Annotated in this window: 23 protein-coding genes, 1 tRNA gene and 1 rRNA gene; 21 read left to right on the forward strand and 4 right to left on the reverse strand. The window is 64.5% G+C overall.

What is annotated here, in order from left to right; all coding sequences use genetic code 11:
* Positions 1 to 3: 3 nt before the first annotated feature.
* The 20 genes from rrf to der all read left to right on the forward strand — a co-directional run bounded on the left by rrf (position 4) and on the right by der (position 19,523).
* A 5S ribosomal RNA gene (gene rrf / locus KRX12_RS07730) occupies positions 4 to 120 on the forward strand.
* A 161-nt stretch (positions 121 to 281) separates the two neighbouring features.
* Positions 282 to 1,448 (forward strand): M48 family metallopeptidase, encoded by a 1,167-nt coding sequence (locus tag KRX12_RS07735; protein WP_218366257.1) that lies wholly within the window; start codon positions 282 to 284, stop codon positions 1,446 to 1,448.
* 116 nt (positions 1,449 to 1,564) lie between these two features.
* Complete coding sequence (locus KRX12_RS07740; RefSeq protein WP_218366258.1) at positions 1,565 to 2,584, forward strand: HAD-IIA family hydrolase; 1,020 nt, start codon at positions 1,565 to 1,567, stop codon at positions 2,582 to 2,584.
* 3 nt (positions 2,585 to 2,587) lie between these two features.
* Positions 2,588 to 2,791 carry a hypothetical protein gene (locus tag KRX12_RS07745; protein ID WP_151547686.1) on the forward strand — a complete coding sequence of 68 codons (204 nt, stop codon included), beginning with the start codon at positions 2,588 to 2,590 and terminating at the stop codon, positions 2,789 to 2,791.
* Positions 2,791 to 3,612 (forward strand): TlyA family RNA methyltransferase, encoded by an 822-nt coding sequence (locus KRX12_RS07750; RefSeq protein WP_218366259.1) that lies wholly within the window; start codon positions 2,791 to 2,793, stop codon positions 3,610 to 3,612. The genes KRX12_RS07745 and KRX12_RS07750 overlap by 1 nt, the downstream gene beginning before the upstream one ends.
* Positions 3,609 to 4,592, forward strand: a complete 984-nt coding sequence (locus tag KRX12_RS07755) for an NAD kinase (RefSeq protein WP_218366260.1) — start codon at positions 3,609 to 3,611, stop codon at positions 4,590 to 4,592. Before KRX12_RS07750 ends, KRX12_RS07755 begins: the two co-directional genes overlap by 4 nt.
* 82 nt (positions 4,593 to 4,674) lie before the next feature.
* Positions 4,675 to 6,408 carry a DNA repair protein RecN gene (gene recN / locus KRX12_RS07760; RefSeq protein WP_218366261.1) on the forward strand — a complete coding sequence of 578 codons (1,734 nt, stop codon included), beginning with the start codon at positions 4,675 to 4,677 and terminating at the stop codon, positions 6,406 to 6,408.
* A gap of 75 nt (positions 6,409 to 6,483) precedes the next feature.
* Entirely contained in the window at positions 6,484 to 7,689 is a 1,206-nt protein-coding gene (gene steA / locus KRX12_RS07765; RefSeq protein ID WP_218363190.1) for a putative cytokinetic ring protein SteA, read from the forward strand.
* Positions 7,690 to 8,730, forward strand: a complete 1,041-nt coding sequence (locus tag KRX12_RS07770; RefSeq protein ID WP_218366262.1) for a copper transporter — start codon at positions 7,690 to 7,692, stop codon at positions 8,728 to 8,730. It abuts the gene before it with no gap.
* A 95-nt stretch (positions 8,731 to 8,825) separates the two neighbouring features.
* The gene (locus KRX12_RS07775) at positions 8,826 to 9,473 is read left to right on the forward strand and encodes an NUDIX hydrolase (protein ID WP_218366263.1); all 648 of its coding nucleotides are present in this window, start codon (positions 8,826 to 8,828) and stop codon (positions 9,471 to 9,473) included.
* Between the two features lie 6 nt (positions 9,474 to 9,479).
* Positions 9,480 to 10,391: a site-specific tyrosine recombinase XerD gene (gene xerD, locus KRX12_RS07780; RefSeq protein WP_218366264.1), complete on the forward strand. Its 912-nt coding sequence runs from the start codon at positions 9,480 to 9,482 to the stop codon at positions 10,389 to 10,391.
* 175 nt (positions 10,392 to 10,566) lie between these two features.
* Complete coding sequence (locus tag KRX12_RS07785) at positions 10,567 to 11,439, forward strand: ParA family protein (protein ID WP_151528838.1); 873 nt, start codon at positions 10,567 to 10,569, stop codon at positions 11,437 to 11,439.
* Positions 11,440 to 11,479: 40 nt separating this feature from the next.
* Positions 11,480 to 12,310 carry a ScpA family protein gene (locus KRX12_RS07790; RefSeq protein WP_255550180.1) on the forward strand — a complete coding sequence of 277 codons (831 nt, stop codon included), beginning with the start codon at positions 11,480 to 11,482 and terminating at the stop codon, positions 12,308 to 12,310.
* Between the two features lie 82 nt (positions 12,311 to 12,392).
* The gene (locus KRX12_RS07795) at positions 12,393 to 13,217 is read left to right on the forward strand and encodes a sulfurtransferase (RefSeq protein WP_218366266.1); all 825 of its coding nucleotides are present in this window, start codon (positions 12,393 to 12,395) and stop codon (positions 13,215 to 13,217) included.
* 41 nt (positions 13,218 to 13,258) lie between these two features.
* The gene (gene scpB / locus KRX12_RS07800) at positions 13,259 to 13,789 is read left to right on the forward strand and encodes an SMC-Scp complex subunit ScpB (RefSeq protein WP_218363645.1); all 531 of its coding nucleotides are present in this window, start codon (positions 13,259 to 13,261) and stop codon (positions 13,787 to 13,789) included.
* A 206-nt stretch (positions 13,790 to 13,995) separates the two neighbouring features.
* Positions 13,996 to 15,285, forward strand: a complete 1,290-nt coding sequence (locus KRX12_RS07805; protein WP_255549028.1) for an adenosylmethionine--8-amino-7-oxononanoate transaminase — start codon at positions 13,996 to 13,998, stop codon at positions 15,283 to 15,285.
* Between the two features lie 93 nt (positions 15,286 to 15,378).
* Positions 15,379 to 16,065: a dethiobiotin synthase gene (gene bioD / locus KRX12_RS07810; RefSeq protein ID WP_218363197.1), complete on the forward strand. Its 687-nt coding sequence runs from the start codon at positions 15,379 to 15,381 to the stop codon at positions 16,063 to 16,065.
* 26 nt (positions 16,066 to 16,091) lie between these two features.
* Positions 16,092 to 17,039, forward strand: coding sequence for a pseudouridine synthase (locus KRX12_RS07815; RefSeq protein ID WP_218363198.1), 948 nt, complete (start codon positions 16,092 to 16,094; stop codon positions 17,037 to 17,039).
* 22 nt (positions 17,040 to 17,061) lie between these two features.
* Positions 17,062 to 17,847: a (d)CMP kinase gene (gene cmk / locus KRX12_RS07820; protein WP_218366268.1), complete on the forward strand. Its 786-nt coding sequence runs from the start codon at positions 17,062 to 17,064 to the stop codon at positions 17,845 to 17,847.
* Complete coding sequence (gene der / locus KRX12_RS07825; protein ID WP_218363200.1) at positions 17,844 to 19,523, forward strand: ribosome biogenesis GTPase Der; 1,680 nt, start codon at positions 17,844 to 17,846, stop codon at positions 19,521 to 19,523. The genes cmk and der overlap by 4 nt, the downstream gene beginning before the upstream one ends.
* 83 nt (positions 19,524 to 19,606) lie before the next feature.
* Here der and KRX12_RS07830 read toward each other — a convergent pair whose 3' ends face one another.
* From KRX12_RS07830 to KRX12_RS07845, 4 genes are all read right to left on the reverse strand, one after another.
* Positions 19,607 to 20,443: a PASTA domain-containing protein gene (locus KRX12_RS07830; RefSeq protein WP_218363201.1), complete on the reverse strand. Its 837-nt coding sequence runs from the start codon at positions 20,441 to 20,443 to the stop codon at positions 19,607 to 19,609.
* 211 nt (positions 20,444 to 20,654) lie between these two features.
* Positions 20,655 to 20,728, reverse strand: a tRNA-Pro gene (locus KRX12_RS07835).
* A gap of 77 nt (positions 20,729 to 20,805) precedes the next feature.
* Positions 20,806 to 21,249, reverse strand: coding sequence for a YchJ family protein (locus tag KRX12_RS07840; RefSeq protein WP_370625564.1), 444 nt, complete (start codon positions 21,247 to 21,249; stop codon positions 20,806 to 20,808).
* Positions 21,242 to 22,444: an alpha/beta fold hydrolase gene (locus KRX12_RS07845; RefSeq protein WP_218366269.1), complete on the reverse strand. Its 1,203-nt coding sequence runs from the start codon at positions 22,442 to 22,444 to the stop codon at positions 21,242 to 21,244. The genes KRX12_RS07840 and KRX12_RS07845 overlap by 8 nt, the downstream gene beginning before the upstream one ends.
* Before the next feature lie 262 nt (positions 22,445 to 22,706).
* On the opposite strand from KRX12_RS07845, the gene secA2 reads away from it, so the two are divergent.
* Complete coding sequence (gene secA2, locus KRX12_RS07850; RefSeq protein ID WP_218366270.1) at positions 22,707 to 25,022, forward strand: accessory Sec system translocase SecA2; 2,316 nt, start codon at positions 22,707 to 22,709, stop codon at positions 25,020 to 25,022.
* Positions 25,023 to 25,087 lie beyond the last annotated feature (65 nt).

Here is a 25,087-nt window from a genome sequence, read left to right on the forward strand (position 1 = left end):
TGTGTCGGTGGTTATAGCATCGGGGACACGCCCGGTCCCATTCCGAACCCGGAAGCTAAGCCCGACAGCGCTGATGGTACTGCACCCGGGAGGGTGTGGGAGAGTAAGTCACCGCCGACCTAAAACTTCACAGTGCAACATATAAAGGATGTGATAGGTAAGAACAGAGTATTCTCTGCTTACCTATCACATCCTTTTTTGCATGCCCGAACCAGAACTGCTCTAATCTAGAGCCCATAGAGCACGACCACAGAGCCCAAGAAAGGGTGTCACAACCTCCCATGGCAGACAACGACGGACGCCGCCGCGATAACTCCTCCCACTCCCCACGCCGCGAGCACGGCCATAAGCACGGCGGCGGCAACCGCGGATCCCAGGGACGCTCGCGGGGTGACCGTGAGCACCGCGGCTACAAAGACCGGGACGGTCGCCGCTGGGAGGAACGAGGAGATCGCCGCCAGCGCGACGACCGCCGTGATCGTCGTGACCACCGCGACCGCGATGACCGCGGCTACCGCGGCGGTGATAGGCGAGAGCGCTATGAGCGTGGCGATAACGAAGATCGCCGCCATAACGGACAGCGCCGCGACCGCGATGATCGTGGCTACCGCGGCGGCGAACGCCGAGGCGGGCAGGGCCGCGACTCTGACCGTCGCGATCGCCGCAACGACGGCCCGCGGGGTGGTTCTCGCGGCCACGCACAGCGCGGCGGCCGTAACCGCAGTCCCGGCTATCGCAGCGGCGGCACCCGGGCCAACTTCCGCAATGAAAAAGAACGCGCCCGCCAGAACGAGCCGGCCATTCCTGAAGATATCAACTGGAAGGATCTCGATCCCTCCGTTCGTCAGGACCTGCGGAGCCTGTCAAAGGACAACGCGGAACGCGTCGGCGCCCACATGGTTGCTGCCGCCGCCTTCATGGCCGAGGACCCCGCGAAGGCCCTCGCTCACGCCCGTGCCGCCAAGGACCGCGGCGGCCGCGTCGCTGTGGTGCGCGAAACCGCAGGTATCGCCGCCTATCACGCCGGCGAGTGGAAGGAAGCCCTCTCCGAGCTGCGCGCTGCGCGCCGCATGAGCGGTGGACCGGGGCTTCTCGCAGTGATGGCGGACTGCGAACGCGGCCTCGGCCGCCCAGAAAAGGCCATCGAGATCGCCCGGGAAGAATCCACCTCCGGTATGAGCAAGGCCGACAAAGCCGAACTCGCAATCGTGATCGCCGGCGCTCGCCGCGATTTGCAGCAATTCGACGCCGCCGTGCTCGAGCTGGAACGCTTCGGCCTGGAAGATATCGAGCCGGACTTGAGCGCCGCCCGCCTGCACTACGCCTATGCCGATGCCCTCATCGATGCTGGCCGCAGCAGCGAGGCAAAGAAGTGGTTCGAAAAGGCCATCTCCGAAGACCACGAGGAGCTTCTCGACGCCCGTTCCCGCCTCGCCGAGCTTGGCTAAACGAGGCCGTATACCCCAGATCCCCGCACCCGCCACCACCCGCAGCATCGTGGGTGGTGGCTGCGGTATGCAGGGGCTCTCGGTGCCGCGCTGCGTGGTGGGTAGAATGATGTGCCATGTGCCTGAGCAAGAATTTTGACCTGCTGATCTTCGATCTCGATGGAACGGTCTACGCCGGCGGCGACCCTATCGAGCACGCCGTGGAATCCATCACAGCGGCAGATATGAACTGCCAATACGTGACCAATAATGCCTCTCGCGCCCCCGAAGTCGTCGCCCAGCAGCTCAGCTCCCTCGGCTTGACGGTGAGCCCTGGCGATGTCCTCACCTCTGCCCAAGCCGCCGTGGCGATGCTCGCCCAAGAAGTCGAGGCCGGGGCACGGGTGTATGTGCTCGGCGCGGACTCCTTCAAAGAACTCACCCGCGATGCCGGCTTCGAGGTGGTCGACTCCGCCGATGATCGCCCGGCCGCAGTGCTGCACGGCCACAGCCCCGCCACTGGGTGGGCGGAGCTCTCGGAGGCCGCCCTCGCCATTGGGCGCGGGGCACGCTATTTCGCCTCGAACCTGGATACCACCCTGCCCATGGAACGCGGCCTGCACGTGGGCAATGGCTCTATGGTGGCGGCCGTGGCCACGGCCACCGGCGTTACCCCGCAGTCCGCGGGCAAACCAGGACCCACGATGTTCCTCGCGGCAGCGCACCGCGCCGGCGCCCGCCGCCCGCTGTCTATCGGCGATCGCCTGAACACCGATATCGCTGGAAGCGTGGCTGCAGGAATGCCGAGCCTGCATGTGCTCACCGGCGTCAGCGGCTGCTGGGACGTGCTCAACGCCCCGGTCGCAGAACGCGCCACCTATGTGGCCGCAGACTTAAGGGCGCTGGATCTTGCCGCCGACGCCGTGGATCCCTTCCACAGCGATAGCCACGGCAATTTCACCGCCACCTTTGATCCCGCCCGCGGCGAGCTGAGTATCGGCGGCACAGCCATCGATGACGACGATGCCGGCTTTGAGGCACTCCGCGCCGCACTCGGTGCCGTGTGGAGTGACAGCGAGGACGCTCATGAACTCACCGCCGCCGCGGTGCGCACCACCTCCGATGCGGCCGAGCGCGCCGTCGCCCAGTGGTGGTAGACCGTGGCGCCACAGTCCATGCCCACCCCCGGTGATCTCTATGCCGCCCAGAGCGGCAGGGGAGAGGGCGACGTCGATAAGCTCAAAGAAGAGGTGACTGCGCTCTTAGAGCAGCCGACCGCCGATGCGGCGGAGGAGGCGCGCGTGCTGGCGCAGGCCCATGAATTGGTGCATCAGGCCTTGGAAAGAAAAGTAGAAGGATCCTAGTGAGTGGACGCAGACGGCTCGATCAGGAGCTGGTGAAGCGCAAGATCGCCCGGTCGCGGGAGCAAGCCCAGCAGATGATCCGCGAGAACAGGGTGATGGTGGCGGGCATGCTGGCCACCAAGCCAGCTACCCAAGTGACTGGGGATATCTCCATCAAGGTGCAGCAGGCTGACTCCGATCAGTGGGCCTCCCGCGGGGCACACAAGCTGCTCAGCGCGCTCGATGCCTTCCGCGAGGAGGGCCTCAGCCTCACCCACAAGCAGATCATTGATGCCGGCGCCTCGACCGGCGGGTTCACCGATGTGTGCCTCCAGCAGGGGGCGGCGCAGGTCCACGCCGTGGATGTCGGCTATGGCCAGCTGGTGTGGCGGCTGCAAAACGATGCGCGGGTGCATGTGCTCGACCGCACCAATATTCGGCATCTCACCCCAGAGATGCTCGGCGGGCAGGCCGACATGATGGTGGGCGATCTTTCTTTCATCTCCTTAAAGCTGGTGCTGCCGGCTATCGTCTCCTGCCTGCGCGATGGGGCGGAGCTGCTGCCCATGGTCAAGCCCCAATTCGAGGTGGGCAAAGATCGTATCGGCGCCGGCGGGGTGGTGCGCTCAGCGCAGCTGCGCCAGGAGGTGGTGCGCGATATCATCGACGCCGCCGCGGACTTGGGGCTCAGTGTGCGCGGAGTTGTGGCCAGTGGCCTGCCCGGCCCCGCCGGCAACGTAGAGTATTTCCTGTGGTTGATCAAGGATGGCGGCGCGAGCCAGCCTGCCGCCGCACGCATTGACGCGATGGTTCATCGCGCCATCGAGGAGGGACCCCAATGAGCAACACGGCACCTGAGACCCCCGCGCACTTCGTCGCGGCCCAGGACGACACCACGCGCAGCGTGTTGTTGGTGCCACACACCGGACGTAGCTCGAATGTGGAGGCCGCCGCGCGCGCCGCAGAATTGCTTCTCGACGCCGGCATCGAGGTACGGGTATCTGTCGATCCGCAGGCAGCGCCCCTGGACAGCCACCCCATTTTTTCTCGGCTCAAGCAATTCGGGCACGATGTTTCGGCCACCGAGGGCGTGGAGATGGTGCTCGTGCTCGGCGGCGATGGCACCTTCCTCCGCGGCGCCGACCTCGCCTATTCCGCGGACCTGCCGGTGCTCGGCATCAACCTCGGCCATGTGGGCTTCCTCGCCGAATGGGACTCCGATTCGCTCGACCTAGCTATCGAGCGGGTGGTGGCCCGTGATTATGAGGTGGAAGACCGCATGACCATCGAAGCGGTGGTGCGGGGGCCGAATAATGAGGTGGCCGGGCGGAGCTGGGCGCTGAATGAAGTGAGCGTGGAAAGCCTCAACAGTCGGGGAGTGCTGGATGCGATCCTCGAAGTGGATGGCCGTCCCGTAAGCTCCTTCGGCTGCGATGGTGTGCTCGTGTCCACCCCCACCGGCTCTACCGCCTATGCCTTTTCTGCGGGAGGCCCAGTGCTGTGGCCGGAACTCGATGCAATCCTGGTGGTGCCCAATAACGCCCATGCGCTCTTCGCGAAACCGCTAGTGGTCAGCCCGGATTCGCAGGTGGCGGTGGAATCGGTGTCCACGACCTTCCCCGCCCAGGCAGTGATGGATGGTTTCCGCCAAGTAGCCATGCCGCCGGGGTCGCGCATCGAGATCAACAAGGCCGCCACTCCGGTGCGCTGGGTGCGGCTCGACCGCAAGCCCTTCGCCGATCGGCTCGTGACCAAATTCCGGCTTCCCGTGGAGGGCTGGCGCGGCCCCTCGGCCGCGAATAATCCGCACGCTACAGCGTGACGACGCCGTCTGCCTGCCAACTGGTGCTCGCGGGCGCATCCTCAACGCACAGCTGCACCCCGCTTCCGCTACGCTTTAAGGCATGCTTGCTGAACTGGCGATCAACAACGTAGGCGTGATCCCCTCGGAGAGTGTCGAATTCTCGGGGGGATTAAGCGTGCTCACCGGCGAAACCGGCGCGGGTAAGACGATGGTGGTCTTTGGTCTGCGCATGCTTGCCGGCGATCGCGCCGATGCCTCCAGGGTGCGCAGTGGTGCCAGTGAAGCCGCCGTGGAGGGGCGTTTTTCCACCGCCGGTATGGCCAGCACCCAGTGCGCCACGGTGGAAGAGATCGTGAGCGAGGCAGGGGGAGCGCGTGATGAAAATGAGGAGTTCATCGCCACCCGCGTGATCAAGTCCACCGGTCGCTCGCGGGCGCATCTGGGCGGACGTTCGGTGCCGGCCGCGACCCTGAAACACTTTGCGGGGGAGATGCTGGCCATTCACGGCCAAAACGATCAGCTGCGCCTGGTCAGCCCCGAGCACCAGCGCGCCGCCCTGGATCGCAGCGACGAGGCCATCGCGCCCCTGCTCGCTACCTACACCGAGTGCTACACCACCTGGCGCAACCTGGCGCGCGATCTTGCCCAGCGCACCGCCTCACGCCGTGAGATGGCCCAAGAAGTCGATCGCCTTCAGTTCGCCATTAACGAGATCAGCACAGTAGATCCCCAGCCCGGGGAAGATACCGAGCTGCAGGCCATGATCCGCCGGCTGCAAGACGTAGACACCCTGCGGGAGCAGGCGCAGAACGCCCTGGTTGCCCTCGACGGCATGGAGGCACTAGGCGATGGCGGCTTCGACGAGCAGGCCTCGGCATCCGATCTGCTTGGGGAAGCCAGCGGCGCGCTCGCCGGATCCGAGGACCCGGATCTTTCCCAGCTGGCCGAGCGTCTCGAGGAGCTCACCAGCCAGCTGGGCGAGATCAGCGGCGAGCTCGGCATGTTTCTTTCCACCCTGCCCTCGGACCCGCAGGCGCTGGAGGAGTCCCTGCAGCGGCAGCAGGATCTGAAATCCCTCACTCGCAAATACGCCCCCGATATTGCCGGGGTGCTGGCGTGGAAAACCAAAGCCGAAGCCAAGTTGGCCAGCATCGATACCTCGCCGGAGGCGCTGGAAGAGCTGAAAAAGAAGGTCGCGCGCGCGGAGAAGAAACTCACCGCGGCCGCGAAGAAGCTCAGTGCCGCCCGTGCCCGCGCCGCCACCGCCTTGGAACAGGACGTGACCGCGGAGATCCGCGGACTTGCCATGCCCAAGGCGGAGTTTGTGGTCTCGCTTGAGGCGTGCACACCGACACCCCACGGCGCAGAGACCGTGGAATTTCGCCTCGCCGCCCACCCAGGTGCCAGCCCCCAACCCATCGCGAACGCGGCATCCGGCGGTGAGCTCTCCCGTGTGATGCTCGCCCTCGAAGTGGTGGTGGCCCAATCTCAAAGCTCTACCACCTTAGTATTCGACGAGGTGGATGCCGGGGTAGGCGGGCGCGCCGCCGTGGAGATCGGGCGCCGGCTGGCGCGACTCGCCCAGCGCAATCAGGTGATTGTGGTGACGCACCTGCCGCAGGTGGCCGCCTATGCGGATCAACACCTGCACGTATCGAAGGATGTCTCCGATTCTTCTGTGACCTCGGCCGTGGAGGATCTCACGGGGGAGCGCCGCGTCGAGGAGCTGGCGCGCATGTTGGCCGGATTGGATGACACCGAAACCGGTAAGGCCCACGCCACGGAGCTACTCGCCACCGCGGCGCGGGACAAAGAGGGCTTTGTTCGCGGCTAAGAAAATATCGCAGCGGAGGGGATTTGTGCAGCGCGTCCGCGCGCCTCACCCACTTCAGCGCCGAGAACTTGCACAATGGCGGGCATGAGTCTGTTCTCGAAGAGCGATGACCTCCCAGGTGTGCACGCCACTGCCCGCGACTGCACGGCACGGGGTCGCGGATGGAAGAAACTATCGGAAGGCGATATTGCCGTCGTCGACGCCCCGGATATCACCCGTGCGCAGGCGCAACGGCTTATCGACGCCCGCCCGGCGGCCGTGGTGAATATCGCCCAGTTCTCCACCGGTGCTATGCCTAACTTTGGGCCGCAGCTAATGGCGGACGAGGGCATCATGCTGGTCGAAGGACTCGGCGCCGAGGCGTGGTCGACGCTGAAGAACGGCAAAAAAGCCCGCCTCACCGAGGAGGGCGAGTTCTTCCACGGCAGCAGCCTTATCGGCTCTGGCGATGTGCTCACCGCAGAAGAAGCATTGAGCCGCTTCGGTGAAGCGCAGCAGACCCTGGTGGATAATATGGAAGCCTATTTTGGCAATACCACCGAGTTCATTCGCTCCGAGTCGCCGCTGCTCATCGATGGTATCGGCATCCCCGATATCGATTCCGACCTCAAAGACCGCAAGGTTGTGGTGCTTAGCCCGGGTCGAGGCCATCGCGAAGAGCTGAAGCGCCTGCGCAACTTCATTCGGGAATACAGCCCCGTGCTCATCGGCGTTAATGCTGCCGCGGATACTCTCGTCGAGGATGGCTATACCCCCGATATCATCGTCGGTAACCCCACCACGATCGGCGCGGACGCCCTGCGCTCCGGGGCGCTGGTGATTCTGCCGGCCGACCCCGATGGCTATGCCGCCGGTTTGGAGCGAATCCAGGACCTCGGGGTGGGCGCGATGACCTTCCCGGCAGCTACCGAGTCCGCGACGGATCTTGCGCTGCTGCTCGCCGATTATCACGGCGCCTCGCTGATCGTGAACGTCGGCGCCGTCTTCGACTTACAGCACATGTTCGCCAACGCCGAGACAGCCACCCCCTCGGGCCTGCTTACCCGCGCCAAGGTGGGCAATAAGCTCGTCGATGGCCACGCTGTGGCCGATCTCTACACCGTGCGTTCCAGTGCCTCGCTCGGATGGATGTGGGCGTTGCTGGGTATCCTTGTTGCTCTCGCCGTGATCGTGGTTATCGCCGGCACCAGCGGCGATGCTAGTTTCACCCAGAACCTCGTGGACACCTGGAATAGCTTCGCTCTCGCTGTGCAGGATCTTGTGAAGGGATGGTTTAACTAGATGGGTACAACATCCGGATCAGCCTCCATTGCCATTGCTGGCGCCGCCTTCGGTGTGGCAGCTGGCGTGCTCTTTGGTACTTATGCCTTGGCTCCGAACTTGCCGGGAGACAGCGTCGGCGTGCTCAAGAGCGAGAGCTCGAAGAAGCTCGAGGCGCTGGAATCCCAGTCTGAGATCGCCGCCGCCCAGGCGGATGCCGCGGACTCCGTGGCCCGCAATGTTGCCGAGGCCGTGGTCCAGGGCACCCTCAACGACACCCCCGTGTTGGTGCTGCGTACCCACGACACGGTGGGCGAAGACTTCGACGTCATTAACGACCTCTTGAATAAGGCCGGTGCCAGCAGTGCCGGCTCGATCACGCTCGACGAGAGCTTCTTCAGCCCCGCTGGCGCGGACAAGCTGAAGTCGATCGTCACCGCCACCTTGCCGGCAGGGGCCCAGCTCTCCGAGGAGCGCCTCGATTCCGGTTATCACGCCGGCGAGGCCCTTGCCCAGGCGCTGCTTCGCAAGCCCGATAGTGAGGAAGGCCGGGCCTCGGATGCGGACCGCGATGCCCTGCTCGGAGCACTAAAGGAGGCCGGCTACCTCGACTATGAAGAGGGAAGTCTCTCCCCGGCCGCGGCCGTGGTGATCCTCAGCGGCGATTATGAGAACACCGGCGATAGTGACAACGCCGGTGACGTGGCCAAGACCGCGAAGAATCTCGCTGATTTTGCGGAGGCCATGGATGGCCGCGATAGCCCCACCGTGTTGGCCGGGCGCTACTCCGCGGCGGCCGAGAATGGCCCCTTGGGCATCGTGCGTGCCAACCCCGAGGCCGCGGAGGGCGTGAGTACCGTGGATTCCATCAACCGCGCCTATGCCCGCATGAGCGTGGTGCTGGCGGTGAAGCAGCAACTTGACGGCGGCAGCGGCGCCTATGGTGCCGCCCCGAACGCCGAGGCTGCACATCCGCCGAGCAGCAATACGCCCGTCGATGACGAGGTTGTCGACGCCACCGGCGACGCCGCTGAGGACAACGCCGAGGACAGCGCCGAATAGGCCCGGTCGCGGCAGAATTGAGAACTGGCGGGCTGATGCGTAGTAGCATTCAGCCCGCCACACGTATTTGGCCCCACCCAGAAAGAACCCTCACCATGAGCCACGAATTCATCGTCGAAGATTCCGAAATTCTCAACGAGTCGCCCATTCTGGCGCTGCGTCGCGACACGGTCACGATGCCTGGGGGCAGCTCGGCGAAGCGGGAGATCATCGAGCACTTCGGTGCTGTGGCGGTGGTGGCGCAGCGCGACTCCGGCGAGATCGCGATGGTGCGCCAATACCGTCATTCGGTGCAGCAGCGGCTGTGGGAGCTGCCGGCCGGGCTGCTCGATATGGCCGAGGAGCCGGCCCTGCGCTGCGCCCAGCGGGAACTCCAGGAGGAGGCGGGCTTGAGCGCCGCACGCTGGCATCTGCTGTGCGATGTCGTCTCCTCGCCGGGCTTTTGCGAAGAGGCCATCCGCATCTTCTTGGCGCGCGATCTCACGGAGGTGCCGCGGCCGGAGGCGGTGGATGAGGAAGCAGATATGATCCTCGAGTGGGTGCCAGTGGAGAAGGCCGCCGCCGCGGTGCTGCGCGGGGAGATCGTTAATTCCATCGCCATCTCTGGGATTATGGCTGCCTACTACGCAGCAGAGCATGAGGGCGTGCTGCGTAGCGTGGACACCCCCTTTGAGCTGCGCCCGACCCGCTTGGCGTCCCGGCGTGCCGCGCAGTGGGGCGATGGAGACCTGAAGCGGGTGTAGCTGGTTGTGACTCCCGAATCTCTTGCCGAGCGCTGGCTCGTGCACCTGCGCGTGGAACGCGGTCTCAGCGCCAATACGCTCTCGAACTATCGCCGCGATGTCCAGCGTTATCTTTCCTGGCTGGACGTGCAGGGGGTGCGGGATCTCGCCGCCGTGGATGCAGTCATGGTGGAAACATTCTTAAGCGATATTCGCCGCGGCGGGTTGTCGGTGCGCTCGGCGGCGCGGGCGCTCTCGGTGGTGCGCGGGATGCACGCCTTCGCCCTCGAGGAGAACGCGGTGGCGGCGAATGTGGCCAAGGAGGTCACGCCGCCGAGTCCACCGCAGCACCTGCCGGATACGCTCAGCGTGGCGCAGGTAACGGCCATGCTCGATGCGGTGCCGCAGGGGGAGCACGCCTCGGCGGTGGATCTGCGCGATCTGGCGGTGCTCGAGCTGCTCTATGGCACCGGCGCGCGTATTTCTGAGGTGGTGTCTTTGCGTGTCGACGACATCTCCGGGATCGAGGACGGCGCCCTCCTACTCAAAGGCAAGGGGGATAAACACCGCGTGGTGCCGGTGGGCGGTGCTGCCCATAGGGCAGTGGAGGCCTATATGGTGCGGGCGCGGCCGGCGTTGAACACCAAGGGCGATCATCACCTCTTTCTCAACCTGCGAGGCGGGCCCTTGTCGCGACAGTCCGCGTGGGCGCTGGTGAAGCGGGCTGCGGCGCGGGCCGGTATCACGGAGTCGATCTCCCCGCATACGCTGCGGCATAGCTATGCCACCCACTTGATCGAGGGCGGCGCTGATGTGCGCGTGGTGCAAGAGCTGCTGGGGCACTCGTCTGTGACGACCACTCAGATTTATACTCATATTTCGGCGGATGCTCTGCGCGAGTCCTGGGCGGCGGCACATCCCCGCGCGCGGGAAAAGTAAAGCATAAAACCTTGACTTAAGGGTGCTGTGCAACGCGCCGTCGATAAGCGTAGGGTGAAGCGCTGCCGCCCGTGTAATCTATGGGTAAAGAACACTGATGTGATTCGAGTGATCTCGCGCGTGTGGGGCGCGCCGCGAACCAGCGGGCGAGATAGTCAAGGAAGAAGGGTTGATCGTGGGAGAGCAGGGATTGTTCGACAAGCCAGAGGACGAGTACGGCTTGACGGGCCGGCCCCTGCGCACGCTGCCCGAACCGGCGCCGGTGGATCGTCATGGTCCGGCGCACATCATTTCGATGGTGAACCAGAAGGGCGGAGTGGGCAAGACCACCTCCACGATTAACCTCGGCGCCTGCCTCGCGGAGCTGGGGCGCAAGGTGCTGCTGGTGGATCTCGATCCGCAGGGCGCGCTGACCGCAGGGCTGGGTATCGCGCATGATGAGCTGGATCTGACCATTTATGACGTCATGCTGGACTCCCGCTCGTCGATCCTGAACGCGATTCATAGCACCGCCATGCCCGGGCTGGATCTGGTGCCCGCCAATATCGACCTCTCGGCGGCCGAAATTCAGCTGGTGAATGAGGTGGGGCGCGAGCACACCTTGGGCCGCGCGCTGCGGCCGGTGCGCAAGGATTATGACTTCATCATTCTGGACTGCCAGCCGTCCTTGGGCTTGCTCACGGTGAACGCTTTGGCGGCCTCGCATGGGGTGATTATTCCCATGGAATGCGAGTACTTCTCGCTGCGCGGACTGGCGCTGCTCACGGACACCGTGGAGAAGGTGCGCGACCGCCTGAACTTCGATCTGGAGATCACCGGCATTTTGGTGACCATGTTCGACCGCCGTACCTCGCATGCCCGCGAGGTGATGTCACGGGTGATCGAGGTTTTCGAGGATCAAGTCTTTGACACCGTCATTACCCGCACGGTGCGTTTCCCCGAAACCTCGGTGGCGGGCGAGCCCATCATTATGTGGGCGCCCAGCTCCCAAGGCTCGCAGCAATATCGTGAGCTGGCGAAGGAAGTCATTGAGCGCAGCGAAATCTAGCGCCACCAGCTCCACCTCCCGTGCCGCAGGCAGCGCAACCCTGCGGCAATCCCAGGAGGCGATCGAGGCGTCCTCGCAGCCGGAGATCCCCGGCTTTCAGCTCAGCCTGCACAATTTCACCGGGCCTTTCGATCTGCTGCTGCATCTGATCAATCGCCGGACCCTGGAGATCACCGAGATCGCCCTCAGCGAGGTCACCGACGAATTCATCTCCTACACCAAGCAGCTCGGCGAGATGCACGACCGGCTCGATGAAACCACCGAGTTTGTGCTCATCGCCTCCACCTTGCTGAGCTTGAAGGCCGCGCGCTTGCTGCCCCAATCAGGAGACGAGGACATCGAGGACGCCGAGGTTCTCGAGATGCGCGATCTGCTCTTTGCTCGCCTGCTGCAATACCGCGCCTATAAGAAGGTGGCCGATCTTTTTGCCGAATGGCAGCGCAGCGCCCAGCGCCGCTATCCCCGGGCCGTGGCCTTAGAGGAGCGCTTCGCCGAGCTGCTGCCGCCGGTGCACCTGGGCATGGGCGCCCAGGGTTTCGCGCAGCTCGCCGCGGGCGTTTTTCGCCCCCGCCCGCCCGAGGAGGTTTCGACCTCGCATCTGCACTTCCAGCCGGTATCCGTGCCGGAGCAGGCCGGTAAACTGCTGGGCCTGCTGAAATTCATGGGCGCATCCCAATGGGCCAGCTTTGCCGCGCTCACCAAGGACTGCGGGGTGAGTATGGAGATCGTCGGCCGTTTCCTTGCCCTCCTGGAGCTCTATAAGGCCCATGCGGTGCAGGTGGAGCAAGAAGAGGCGCTGGGAGAGCTGCGAGTGGCGTGGACCGGCAAAGATGTGGACCCCGCTGTGGTGGCCTCCGCCAACTGGTCCTAATCCCGCTCCAGCGCGCCTGCGGTTATGCCGCGGGGGCACTCGCCGGCACCGGTGTCCGCTGCGATGCCTATAGTTGGGTGACATGAACGCAGTAGTATCTCCGACGTGGTTGGCCGAACGCCTGAATGAGAATCCAGAAAGCATCGTGGTGCTTCTCGCGGCGATGGGACGCCCGCGCGATAGCTATACCGTGATTCCTGGCTCCAAGCTGGCCGATATTGAGACCGAGTTTTCTGATACCAGTGATCCGCGGCCGCATACCGCCCCCGCCGATCTGGCGCGCGTGTTCGCCCAAGCTGGGGTGCGCGCCGATACCACGGTTGTGGTCTATGACCGGCACGGCATCATGGTGGCTCCGCGTATCTGGTGGCTGGCCCGCCAGGCAGGCATCGACAATGTGAAGGTTCTCGATGGAGGTCTCCCGGCATGGACTGCCGCTGGATTCAGCACCGAGGAGATCTCGCGCGAGCAGGCGCTGGAGTGGACCAGTGCCGAGGCGGGCGAGCTCGACACTACTGAGCGGAACCTGCTCGTGGACATGGACGAGGTGGAGGCCGCCCTCGCCGCCGGCCGACCCGTGTTCGATGCCCGCAGCGCCGGTCGCTTCGACGGCACCGAGCCCGAACCGCGGGAGGGGCTGGCCTCCGGCCACATGCCAGGCTCTGTCAATATTCCCTTTAGCTCGCTTCTCGACGATAACCAGCAGCTGCGCGACGCCGTGGTACTCAAGGAGCGCTTCGGTGAGCCTGCCGCCGATGAGGAGCTCATCATGAGCTGCGGCTCGGGTGTGACTGCCTGTGTGCTGGCACTGGCCGCCACCGAGGCGGGCGCGGAGAATGTCAAGGTCTATGACGGTTCCTGGTCCGAGTGGGGGAATCCCGCCAATAACAAGCCGGTAGCGCCCTAGTGACAGAGCAGGACACCACCCACCCAGCACCCGTTAGCGGGATGCGGGCGCGTCTTGAGGCCATCGTGTTGGTAATCGATGCGCCCGTGTCCACGGCGCAGCTCGCCCGCGTGCTGGAGACCACCCCAGCGCTGGTGGAGCAGGAGCTGCGCGCCATGGCCGCCGAATTCGATGCCCGCGGCAGTGGCTTCGATCTGCGCGAGAGCGAGGACGGCTGGCGGCTGTATACCCGATCCGAGTACGCCGATAGCGTGGAGCGCTTCGTGCTCGATGGGGAGAAAACGAAGCTAACCCGCGCCGCCTTGGAGACGTTGGCTGTGGTGGCCTATCGCCAGCCGGTGACCCGCGCCCAGGTGGCCGCGGTGCGCGGGGTGAATGTGGATGGCGTGATGCGCACCTTGGCGCAGCGGGGCTTAATCCGCGAGGTCGATCCGCCCGAGCCGAGCACGGGCGCGCACCGCTATGAGACCACGCAGCTCTTCCTCGAGACTCTCGGAATCGAGGATCTCGGGGCCTTGCCCTCCTTGGCGCCGCTGCTTCCGGACGTGGAATCCATCGAGGAACAGTTCTGAGAAGAGAAAGCTAAACGCCGTTCAAATGCGGTGTAATGGGCGGAATTAAACAACGTCCAAGTGCTGCTGGGAAAGCCCGCCGGTAATGGCCAAAGTCCATGGTGAAGGGGTGTAGCCTAAAGGGCGTGGTTCACCAGTTGCATAACACCAGCGTCCCATCCGCAGCCCCGGATACTACGCATCAGCCCGCCGCGGCACAGAGTCGACTGCGTAGTAGCACGGATCTTCTCGACTTCGATCGCCGCCATGTCTGGCATCCCTATGGCCCCATGCCCGCGGCCATGCAGAGCCGACTCGTCAGCGCCGCCGAGGGTGTCTACCTCGAGCTCGATGGCGGCAGCCGAGTGATTGACGGCATGAGTTCCTGGTGGGCGGCCTGCCATGGGCACCGCCACCCAGCCTTAGTGGCCGCCGCCCAACGGCAGATCGACACCATGCCGCATGTGATGTTCGGCGGCCTCACGCACGCCCCAGCAATCGAGCTGGCCGAGCAGCTCGTGGATCTCACCCCGGCGGGTCTCGACAAGGTGTTTTTCGCGGATTCCGGCTCGGTCTCGGTGGAGGTCGCGATCAAAATGGCGCTGCAGTATCAGCGCGGTCAGGGCCACCCCGAGCGCACCGGTCTGCTCACCTGGCGCTCCGGCTATCACGGCGATACCTTCGGCGCGATGAGCGTGTGCGATCCCGAGGGCGGGATGCATTCGCTGTGGCAGGGCGTGCTTGCTACCCAGCGCTTCGCGCCCCCGCCGCCAGTGCGCGGTTGCGATCCGGCCGAGAGCGAACGCTATCTGCGCCAGATGGAGGAGCATATCGACGCCACCACGGCCGCGATCATCATCGAGCCCGTGGTCCAAGGCGCCGGCGGCATGCGCTTTCATGATCCCGCCCTGGTGGCCGGGATTCGCCGGCTGTGTGATCGTCATGATCTGGTGCTTATTGCCGATGAGATCGCCACCGGTTTTGGCCGTACCGGCGAGCTCTTCGCCACCAGCGGCGCCGGTATCACTCCCGATATTATGTGCGTGGGCAAGGCCCTGAGCGGCGGGTTTATGACGCTCGCTGCCGCTCTGACCACCGCGGAGGTGGCGGAGGCTATTTCCAGTCCTGCTGGCGGCGGCGCCCTCATGCATGGCCCCACCTTCATGGGCAACCCGCTGGCCTGCGCCGTGGCCGGGGCCAGTGTGGAGTTGATCGCCTCGGGCTATTGGCGAGAGAGCGTGCCGCGGATCGAAGCTGAACTCACGGCGGGTCTCGAGGGGCTTGCCGATCAACCCGGCGTGGCGGATGTGCGGGTGCTCGGCGCTATTGCCGTGGTGGAAATGGAGAAGGCAGTAGATATGGAGGCCACCACCGCCGCCGCTCTGGCCGAGGGCGTGTGGCTGCGGCCCTTCGGCCGGCTCATCTATGCCATGCCGCCCTTTATTTCCAGCAGCGAGCACATCGCCAGCATTACCCGAGCGCTGCGTAGCGCGGCCGCAGCGGCGTTGCAGCACTAAAACAGCCGCGCCCTTAGCCGCGCCCGCGCCGTCGAGCATTGTATCCACTCTTGCGGCACAGCCTGCCGCACGTCCGCGAAGGAGCCGCCCACCATGGCCATTGTTGTGATCACCGGAACCAATACTGATGTGGGAAAAACCTATGCCACCGCCGCGTTGGCGGCCGTCGCCAGCGATATGGGCCTAGAAGTCACCGTGGTGAAACCCGCCCAGACCGGGGAACCGGAGGGGCAGGGGGATCTCGCCACCGTGCAGGCACTGTGCCCAGCGGTGGAGCGGGTGGTGGAATATGCCCGTTATCCCGAGCCGCTTGCACCGAATATCTCGGCCCGGCGCGCCGGCATGGAACAGCTGGAGCTGGAACCCACCGTGCAGCAGATCGCGGAACTCGATGGCCCGGGCCGGTTGGTGCTCGTCGAAGGCGCCGGCGGGCTGCTGGTGCGGATTGCCGACGAGTGGACCATTGCCGATGTGGCCGCCCGTCTGGAGGCGCCGCTCGTGGTGGTCACCTCGGTGGGGTTGGGATCGCTCAACCTGGCAGAGCTCAGTGTGGAAGCGGCCCGGGCCCGCGGGATCACGGTGGCGGGATTGATCGGCGGCAGTGTGCCGCCGGAGCCAGATCTCGCGACCCGGCTCAATCTTGAGGAATTTAGTGTGGTCACGTCCACGCCCTATGTGGCGAGTGTGCCGCAGGGGCAGGCGCGGCTGGCCGATGAGACTGCCGCGCGCGCTCTGATAGCTACTCTGACCGGCTGCGGTGATACACTGGGCGGTCGATAATTGCACCGCAAGTTTTAGGAGCATACATGACATCTTCCGCTCGCCGAGATGGCACACCGGACAACAAGGGCTTCCGCTCGCGTTCGTCTCATAGTGCCGAGTCGGCTCAACCGAATTCCACCGAGCAGCCCGAACAGCGCGCCCAGCGCGGCAGCTCCATCTACGTCTCGCAGGCGAAGCCGGCGCGACACCAGCACGTCAGTCCCGAGGACATCACCGCCAACCCCTCCCACGACAAGGGCGAGGGCGTGCGTTTGCAAAAGGTGCTTGCCCAGGCCGGCGTGGCCTCGCGGCGCATGTCCGAGCGTCTCATTGATGAGGGGCGCGTCGAGGTCAATGGCCGTATCATCACCACCCAGGGGGTGCGCATCGATCCGAATAACTCGGTGGTGCGCGTCGATGGGGTGCGCGTGCGCATCGATGAGAACCTGCAGTACTTCGTACTCAATAAGCCCCGCGGCATGCAGTCCACCATGAGCGATGACATGGGTCGGCCCTGCGTGGGCGATATCGTGGGGGAGAAGCTCTCCGCCGGACAGCGGCTCTTCCACGTCGGTCGCCTCGACGCCGATACCGAGGGTCTGCTGCTGCTGACCAATGACGGCGAGCTGGCGAACCGGCTCATGCACCCGCGCTATGAGGTATCGAAGACCTATGTGGCCAACGTGCTCGGCGAGGCCGACCGGAAGCTCATCCGGCAGCTGCGCGAGGGCATCGAGCTCGAGGATGGCATCGCGAAGGCAGACAAGGTGAGCATCATTGATGCCAACCAAGGTCGCTCCCTGGTGCGCCTGGACCTGCACGAGGGCCGTAAGCACATTGTGCGCCGCATGCTCAAAGAGGCCGGCTATCCCGTCCAGCGACTGGTGCGCACCAAGCTGCACACCGTGCAGCTGGGCGAGCAGACGCCGGGCTCGCTGCGGGCGTTGAACGACTCCGAGCTGCGCAGCCTCTACAAGGCTGTGGAGCTCTAGATCAAGGGGCGTGTGATCAACTATGAAATGCAGCATTGCTAATAAGCCCGCAGGCGGCTTGATCGTGGCCATCGATGGCCCCTCTGGCACCGGCAAATCCAGTGCCTCCCGCGCCCTGGCCACCCGGCTGTGCGCCAAGTATCTCGATACCGGCGCGATGTATCGCGTTGCCACCTTGCACGTGTTGCGGCGTTCCATCAAACCCGAGGACACCGCCGCCGTTGTTGAGGCGACCGTGCACCTGCCGCTGGCCGTCAATGACGATCCTGAGTCCACCGAGGTACTGCTCAATGGCAAGGATGTCTCGCAGGAGATCCGTGGGCCCGAGGTGACCAAGGCTGTCTCTGCGGTGTCCGCGATCCCGCAGGTGCGCGAGAACCTCGTGCGCCTGCAGCGCACCTTGGCTGCCTCCGCAGGGCGCTGCGTAGTAGAAGGCCGCGATATCGGTACCGTGGTGCTTCCCGACGCCCCCGTGAAGGCCTATTTGACCGCCAGCCCCGAGGTGCGTGCCGAAAGGCGCCATAAGCAAAACCGCAAGGAGGGCCGCGGTGGCTATTTCGAGGACGTGCTGGCCGATGTGAAACGCCGCGACCAGGCCGATTCTTCTCGCGCCGCCTCGCCGCTGAAGCCGGCCGAGGACGCGCACATCATCGATACCTCGGACATGAGCTTCGAGGAGGTCCTCGACGCCCTGATGGCCTTGGTCGAAGAATCCGCCATCGCCACTGACACCGACTCTGCGTCTGCGGGCACGGAGACGGCGTCGACAAGCACCACCGATACCACCACCGAGAGGAGGCGATCATGAGCACCACTCACAGCGCTGGAGACAGCGAGAACCACGAGGATCTCGATCGCGACACCGAGTTCGTCTACGCCGTAGCTGATGGCGGCGAACTGCCCGCCGATGAGGCCTTCACCGAAGAGGATGTGCTCGCCCCAGGCGAGGGCTATGGCGCCTCCGACTTTGATGAAGACGATTTCGACGAAGCCGACTTCGGCGAGGTCTACTACGCATCAGGCTATGGCACCGAGGACCTGGAGGATCTCGAGGTCGAGGGCCCCGTGGATGAAAATGACCCCCGCTTTGGCCCTGATGGCCCCCGCACCGAGGAAGAGTGGGCGGAGCTCGAGGCCGCGTTGGGGATCACCTCCCCGGAGATCGTGGAAGAACAGCTGTGCACCGTGGCGATCGTGGGCCGGCCCAATGTGGGCAAGTCCACGCTGACGAACCGCTTTTTGGGTCGCCGTGCCGCCGTGGTGGAGGACTTTCCTGGTGTGACCCGCGATCGCGTCAGCTATCTCGCGGAATGGAATGGTCGCCGCTACTGGGTGCAAGATACCGGTGGCTGGGACCCCGACGCCAAGGGCATGCATGCCGCCATCGCCCGCCAGGCAGAGAATGCCATGGCCGAGGCCGACATCATCCTATTCGTGGTCGATACCACGGTGGGTATCACCGATGCGGACGCGGTGATGGCCCGCAAGCTGCACCGCGCCGATGTGCCGGTGCTGGTGGTGGCCAATAAGTTTGAATCGGATGGCCAATACGCCGAAATGGCGGAATTCTATGCGCTCGGCCTCGGGGATCCCTACCCGGTATCCGCTCTGCATGGTCGCGGCGGCGCCGATGTGCTCGACGAGGTCGTGCGGCTATTCCCCGATACGCCTAAGGCGGCCTCTATCACCTCCGGCCCGCGTCGCGTGGCGCTGGTGGGCAAGCCGAATGTGGGTAAATCCTCGCTGCTGAACAAGCTCACCGGCGAGGACCGCGCGGTGGTGGACAATGTTGCGGGCACCACTGTGGACCCGGTGGATTCCTTGGTGCAGCTGGATAACCAGTTGTGGAAGTTCGTGGATACCGCGGGTTTGCGCAAGAAGGTCAAGCATGCCCGCGGCCACGAGTTCTACGCCTCCTTGCGCACCAAAAACGCGATCGACTCCGCCGAGGTGTGCGTGCTTTTGGTCGATTCCTCCCAGCCGATCACGGAGCAGGATCAGCGCGTGCTCGGCATGGTGATCGAGTCCGGTAAGGCCCTGGTGATCGCCTATAACAAGTGGGATCTGATGGACGAGGACCAGCGGGATCTGCTGGAGCGGGATATCGAGGAGAAGCTCGCGCATGTGCCGTGGGCGCGGCGCGTGAATATCTCCGCGAAAACGGGGCGTGCCCTGCAAAAGATCGAGCCCATGCTCATCGAGGCGCTGGAGAGCTGGGATACGCGTATTTCTACAGGCAAGCTGAATAACTGGGTGCGAGAAACCATTGCCCAGAACCCGCCGCCGATGAAGGCTGGCCGGCTGCCGCGCGTGCTCTTCGCCACCCAGGCATCCACCCGTCCGCCCGTGATCGTGCTGTTTACCACCGGATTCCTCGATGCCGGCTATCGCCGCTACCTGGAGCGCAAGTTCCGCGAGTCCTTCGGTTTCGAGGGCTCGCCGGTGCGCATCGCCGTGCGCGTGCGCGAAAAGCGGAAGCGTTAATCGCACGCTTATCGACGCAACAATGCCCCTCAACCTCTGATGGTTGAGGGGCATCGTTGTCTTCTGCTGCGAACGAGCAGGAGCTACTCGATGACCAAGGTGATCGGTGTGGCCTTATCCGTCTCGGTGGCGACGGGCGGATCCACCCGAGTGACCGTGCCGGTGAGCAGATCCGTGCCGCTGATCTCGGCGCCGTTGGCATCGACGGTGCGGACATCGGAGAAGCCGCGCGCCTTGAGCTGAGCCACAGCCACCACGCCGTTATCGTCGAGAACATCCGGAATTTCGGCGGCAGGGGCCTGCACTTCAGAGGTGAGCGATTCGACGGATTCGCGCAGGCGGTCGGTTTCTTCCTCCAAGCGCTGCTGCACCTCGGGGTCCTCAGTGGGGGCGGGGGCCTCCGGTTCGACGGTCTCGGTCACGGTCTCTGGCGGCGGCGGGGTAGTGGACTCGGTTGCGGAGTCCTTATCGCCGCCGAAGGCAAACATGCCCAACACCACGGCCAGCACGACCAAGGCGAGCACCGCGATCACCCACGGCAGGGAGGAGGACTTTTTCTCCTCCTGCGGCGGCACATAATTCGGCGGAGGATAGGCGGCTGCCTGCGGCTGGGCTGGGGGTTGTCCCTGCGGCTGGCCCTGGGAATAGCCAGGCTCCTCCTCCAGCGGTGCGTAGTACTGGCGCGGGCGCTCCCCAGCAGGCTGCTGCTGGCTGCCCTGCGGGCCGAGATATTGTGTCTGCTCGGTGCGCGGCGGTTCATCCGGCGCGCCACGATACTCGCTCGTGGCGAAGTCCTCGGCATCGTCGTAGTGGCCATAGGAATCCCCGCGCCCCTGGGGCGAGGTATCGCGCGGAATGAAGCGAGTGGGCTCGTCGTCGTAGTCCTTCCACGAGTCCCGGTGGCGATCGTCGGTCATCATCTGTCCTTTCCGCACGCGCCGCGGCTCTATCGGCGGCACATCGCTGTCAGTAGGCTCGAAGCCATCGTCTCAAGGGTAGTGGGATACGCCAATATCTACCAAGCACCTGTCCGCCGCGAAGAGCGCTGCATGCCCTGCGGGCTCAGTTGGCGGGGTGGTGGCAAGGAAAAACCGCAGACCGGACGATGTCCGGCCTGCGGCCTCTGAAGAGTCGGACTGACAGGATTTGAACCTGCGACCCCTACACCCCCAGTGTAGTGCGCTACCAAGCTGCGCCACAGTCCGATGTTGTTCACCCGCGCCACGGGGGCGGCGTGTTCCAACAGCGAGTAGATTACAGCAGTGTTGGCCGGCGAGTCCAATCAGCAGGTCAGGGGAATTTTTTTGGTGTACAACCAGAGCCCGGCGCGGCGGCGGAACAGAGATCGTTCCCGTTGAATGAAGGGGCCGTTCGGGCCGCGATGGTAGGCGGCAAAACTGACTGTTCCTACATCGTCCATGGGGCCGCCCTGGGTGGTTTCGAGAATGTCGAGCCGGTAGAGCTTCATTGATTCACCGTTAAGCGATAAACGCGCCGGCGAATCCTCTGGTGCCCAGGTGGCGAGTAGATAGTCGCCGTGGCCCACAGCGAAGGCGGTGTAGCGGGCGCGCATGGTGGCCTCGGCCGTGGGGGCCGGCGGCGCACAGGTGACGTCCCAGGAGCAGCTGATTCCGTGGTAGATACCGCAGCACTCGCCGTAGCTTTGTCCAGAGCAGCAGGGGCAGCGGGTGTCCCCATCGAGGATGTGACCCGGCATATTAGTCATCGATATCCTCGATCCGGACATGGGAGAGCATGGCGGCGACAGGGGAGTTGTCGCGCGCGGCGAGCAGTTCCGCGCGCTGCTCATCGCTGAGATTGCCGATCAAGGAGATATTGCGGCGCAGTACCGGCTGGTCGGAGTCGGTGCCGACCACCGTGGTCACGGAGACCCGGACGTCCTCCAGCTCGCGAATGCGCGACTCGCGGGCGGCGGCGCGGATTTCCTCGGAGGTGGCCGCGGCGAGCGCAGCAATGAGCAAGGAGCTGGGCGCGATACCGAGGTTTTTGCCGCCGAGTTCCTTTTCGCGGTCGGTAGTGAAGCTGCGTGAGCCAGTGTGGACCAAGTCCGTGAATGCGCCGGCGGGAATGGACTGCGCTTGGGCCACGCCCTCGGGCAGGACATCCTCGGCGTCGGAGTCGGCCGTCGATTGCAGATAAGGGCTTACCCACGTGGCGATGAGGTGCGCGGCGCGCTGCGCGGCCCCAGGCCGGGTGGCCAAGTGATCGACCTTATCCAGCGCCACCAGTGACTTCGGGTAGCGGGCGCAGAGGAAGATCTTCTGGGCATTATCAATGCCCACCGTCTGGTCCACGGGGGAGTGCAGCAACAGCAGGGGCACCTTGAGCCGGTGCAGGTAGCTTTCCGGATTGACTTCGGCGAGATCCTCGAGGAATTCGCGGGAAATGGTGATATCGCGCCCGCCGAGCTTCAGCGTCACTGCGCCATGCTCATCCACATCGCCGATACGGTCGGCGAAGTGCAGCACGGCGTGCGCGGGGTCGAAGGGGGCGCCAATAGTGGCCACCGCGCGGATTCCGCGCATGCGCTCGATCGTGCTGGCGGATACAGCCCGCAGTGCGGCCGCCCCGCCGAGGGAGTGCCCCACCAGTAATTGCGGCGCCTCGTAGTTGCTCTCGAGCCACTCGTAGGCGGCGCGGATATCGGCGACATTCGAGCTAAAGGAGGTGCGGGAAAATTCGCCCTCCGATTGTCCCAGGCCGGGGAAATCGAAGCGCAGGCAGGCGATGCCCTCATCGGCGAGTGTCTTGGACACGCGAGAGGCCGCTGGGGTGAAGCGGGAGCCAGTGAAGCAGTGGACAAACATGGAGAAGGCTTTGGGAGTGCCATCGGGAAGGTCGAGGGTTCCTGCCATGAGCGAGCCGGTGGAGGACGGTAGTTTCACTGAGACTGAGTGCATGCTGCCCAGTCTAATCAGTGTTCGCCGCGGCTTCACCGACGCCTCAGCGCCTCTCTATAAAGGCCTTCCGAGCTGGGCGTTTAGGTAGGCAATGGGCGGCTGAGTGGTGCCGGATTTCTCGGAGAGGTGGGATGAGTGCGTGTGGGAGGCTGCCGAGAGTGTCTGGGGCGAGCGCTAAGCTGGAACACCGATAGCACGCGATGACTTCTGGGGTGGGCCCACGCCCGATCTGGGAGCTGTTCGAGGAGGATGGCCAAAAACGGTGGCTGGCATGAAGTGGTTTTGGAAGGCGCTCGGAGCGAAGGAGACCAAGCACGAGAAGAAGAGCTTGGGTATAGCCGAGCAGGCGCAGCAGATTCTGCGCAGCGAGGGCTCCGCTCTTGGCGGCGACCATGCCGCAGACGTGGCGGCGGAGTGTTTAGCCGGCAGCCCCCGTGCCGCGGGCACCACGATTAGCGATATGCCACGGCTTCTCGCCGCCATTGGCGCCTGCAGTGCCGCCGCCCATGACGAGGAGCCGTTTATCTCGCAGTACCAGGCCGCGCAGCGGCTGCTGGCCGGCGATGTGATCCAGATGGCCACCGGTGAGGGAAAGACCCTAGCTGGGGCCATGGCGGCGGTGGGCTTTGCCCTGCAGGGTCAGCGGGTGCATGTTATTACCGTCAATGACTATCTCGCGCAGCGCGATGCCACCCGGATGGAGAGCGTGTTCCGCCCCTTTGGGGTGAGCGTGTCCTTCATCTCGGAGAAAATGACGGCGGCGCAGCGTCGTCACGCCTATGCCGCGGACGTGGTGTATAGCTCGGTCAATGAGATCGGATTCGATGTCTTGCGGGATCAGCTCATCACCCGCGCCGAGGATGCGGTGCAATCGGGTGCGGATGTGGCGATCGTCGACGAGGCCGATTCGGTGCTGGTGGATCAGGCTCTGGTGCCGCTGGTGCTGGCGGGCACGGATCAGTCCACGGCGCCGACCGGGCGGATCACCGAAATCGTGCGTCGGCTCAAAGAGGGCGAACACTTCGATGTTGATGATGAGCGGCGCAATGTATTTCTCAATGACGCCGGCGCGCACTATGTCGAGGAAGTCCTGGGCATTGACACCCTCTACGACGAGGAGCACATCGGCACTACCTTGGTGCACGTCAATCTCGCGCTGCACGCCCAAGCACTGCTGATTCGGGATGTGCACTATATCGTGCGCGAGGGCAAGGTGTCGCTTATCGACGCCTCCCGCGGGCGCGTCGCCGACCTGCAACGATGGCCCGATGGGCTGCAAGCCGCAGTGGAGGCAAAGGAAGGCCTGGTGGTCTCTGATGGCGGGCGCATCCTCGACACCATTACGCTGCAAGCGCTGATGAAGCGCTATCCGCTGGTCTGCGGCATGACCGGCACCGCGGTGGAGGCCACCGATCAGCTGCGCCAATTCTATGACCTGCGGGTATCGGTGATCGAGCGGGATACGCCGCTGCAGCGCTTCGATGAACAAGACCGCATCTATGCCACCATCGCTGAGAAGAACAAGGCAATTGTGGAGGAGATCGACAAGCTGCATCGCCGGAATCAGCCGGTGCTGGTGGGCACCCACGACGTGGCCGAATCCGAGGAGCTGGCCGCAGCCCTTGCAGAGCGCGACATTCCGGTCAGCGTGCTCAATGCGAAAAACGATGCCGAGGAGGCCACGATCGTCGCTGAGGCCGGTGATCTCGGGCGGGTGACTGTGTCCACCCAGATGGCCGGCCGCGGCACCGATATCCGGCTCGGCGGCGCCGATGAGGCCGATCACGACGCCGTGGTGGAGCGCGGTGGACTGGCCGTGATCGGTACCGCGCGGCATCGCACCGCCCGGCTCGATAATCAGCTGCGCGGGCGCGCCGGACGCCAGGGCGATCCCGGTAGCTCGGTGTTTTTTGTTGCCCTCGACGATGATGTGGTGCATGCCGGCGGCGGAGGAACGCAGATCCACGCCCGCCCAGATGCTGCCGGAGCTATTGATTCGAAGAAGGTGCGCGACTTTATCGAGCACTGTCAGCGCGTCACCGAAGGCCAGCTGCTGGAGATCCACGCCCAGACCTGGAAATACAATAAGCTGCTGGCAGATCAGCGCGTGATCATCGATGAGCGGCGCCAGCGCCTGCTGCATTCCGAGCAGGCACTCGAGGAGTTCCGGCAGCGCAGCCCCCAGCGCGCCGCTGAGCTGGAGGAGACAGTCGAGCACGAGACGCTGGTGCAGGCTGCCCGCGAGATCATGCTCTATCACTTGGACTATGGCTGGAGTGAGCATCTCGCGCTTCTCGACGATGTCCGCGAGTCCATTCACCTGCGGGCGATTGCGAAAGAAACGCCCATCGACGAGTTCCACCGCATTGCTGTCTCCGAGTTCAAGCAGCTCGTGCAGCAGGCCGTGGATGATGCCGTGCAGAGCTTCGAGGATGTGCTGATCGATAACGAGGGCGCGCACCTCGGCGATGAGGGGCTCGTGCGCCCCTCGGCCACATGGACCTACATGGTCAATGACAACCCCTTGTCCGGCAGCGGTAACTCGGTGATGGGCGGGATATCAGGAATGTTCCGATAAATCCCCTCATCACCGGCGTGTGATGAAGCTCATAGGCTATGTCGGCCGTAGGGGAGGCTGCCCAG

Origin of the sequence: Corynebacterium sp. TAE3-ERU2, assembly GCF_019209955.1 — a bacterium.
GTDB classification, from domain to species: domain Bacteria; phylum Actinomycetota; class Actinomycetes; order Mycobacteriales; family Mycobacteriaceae; genus Corynebacterium; species Corynebacterium megadyptis.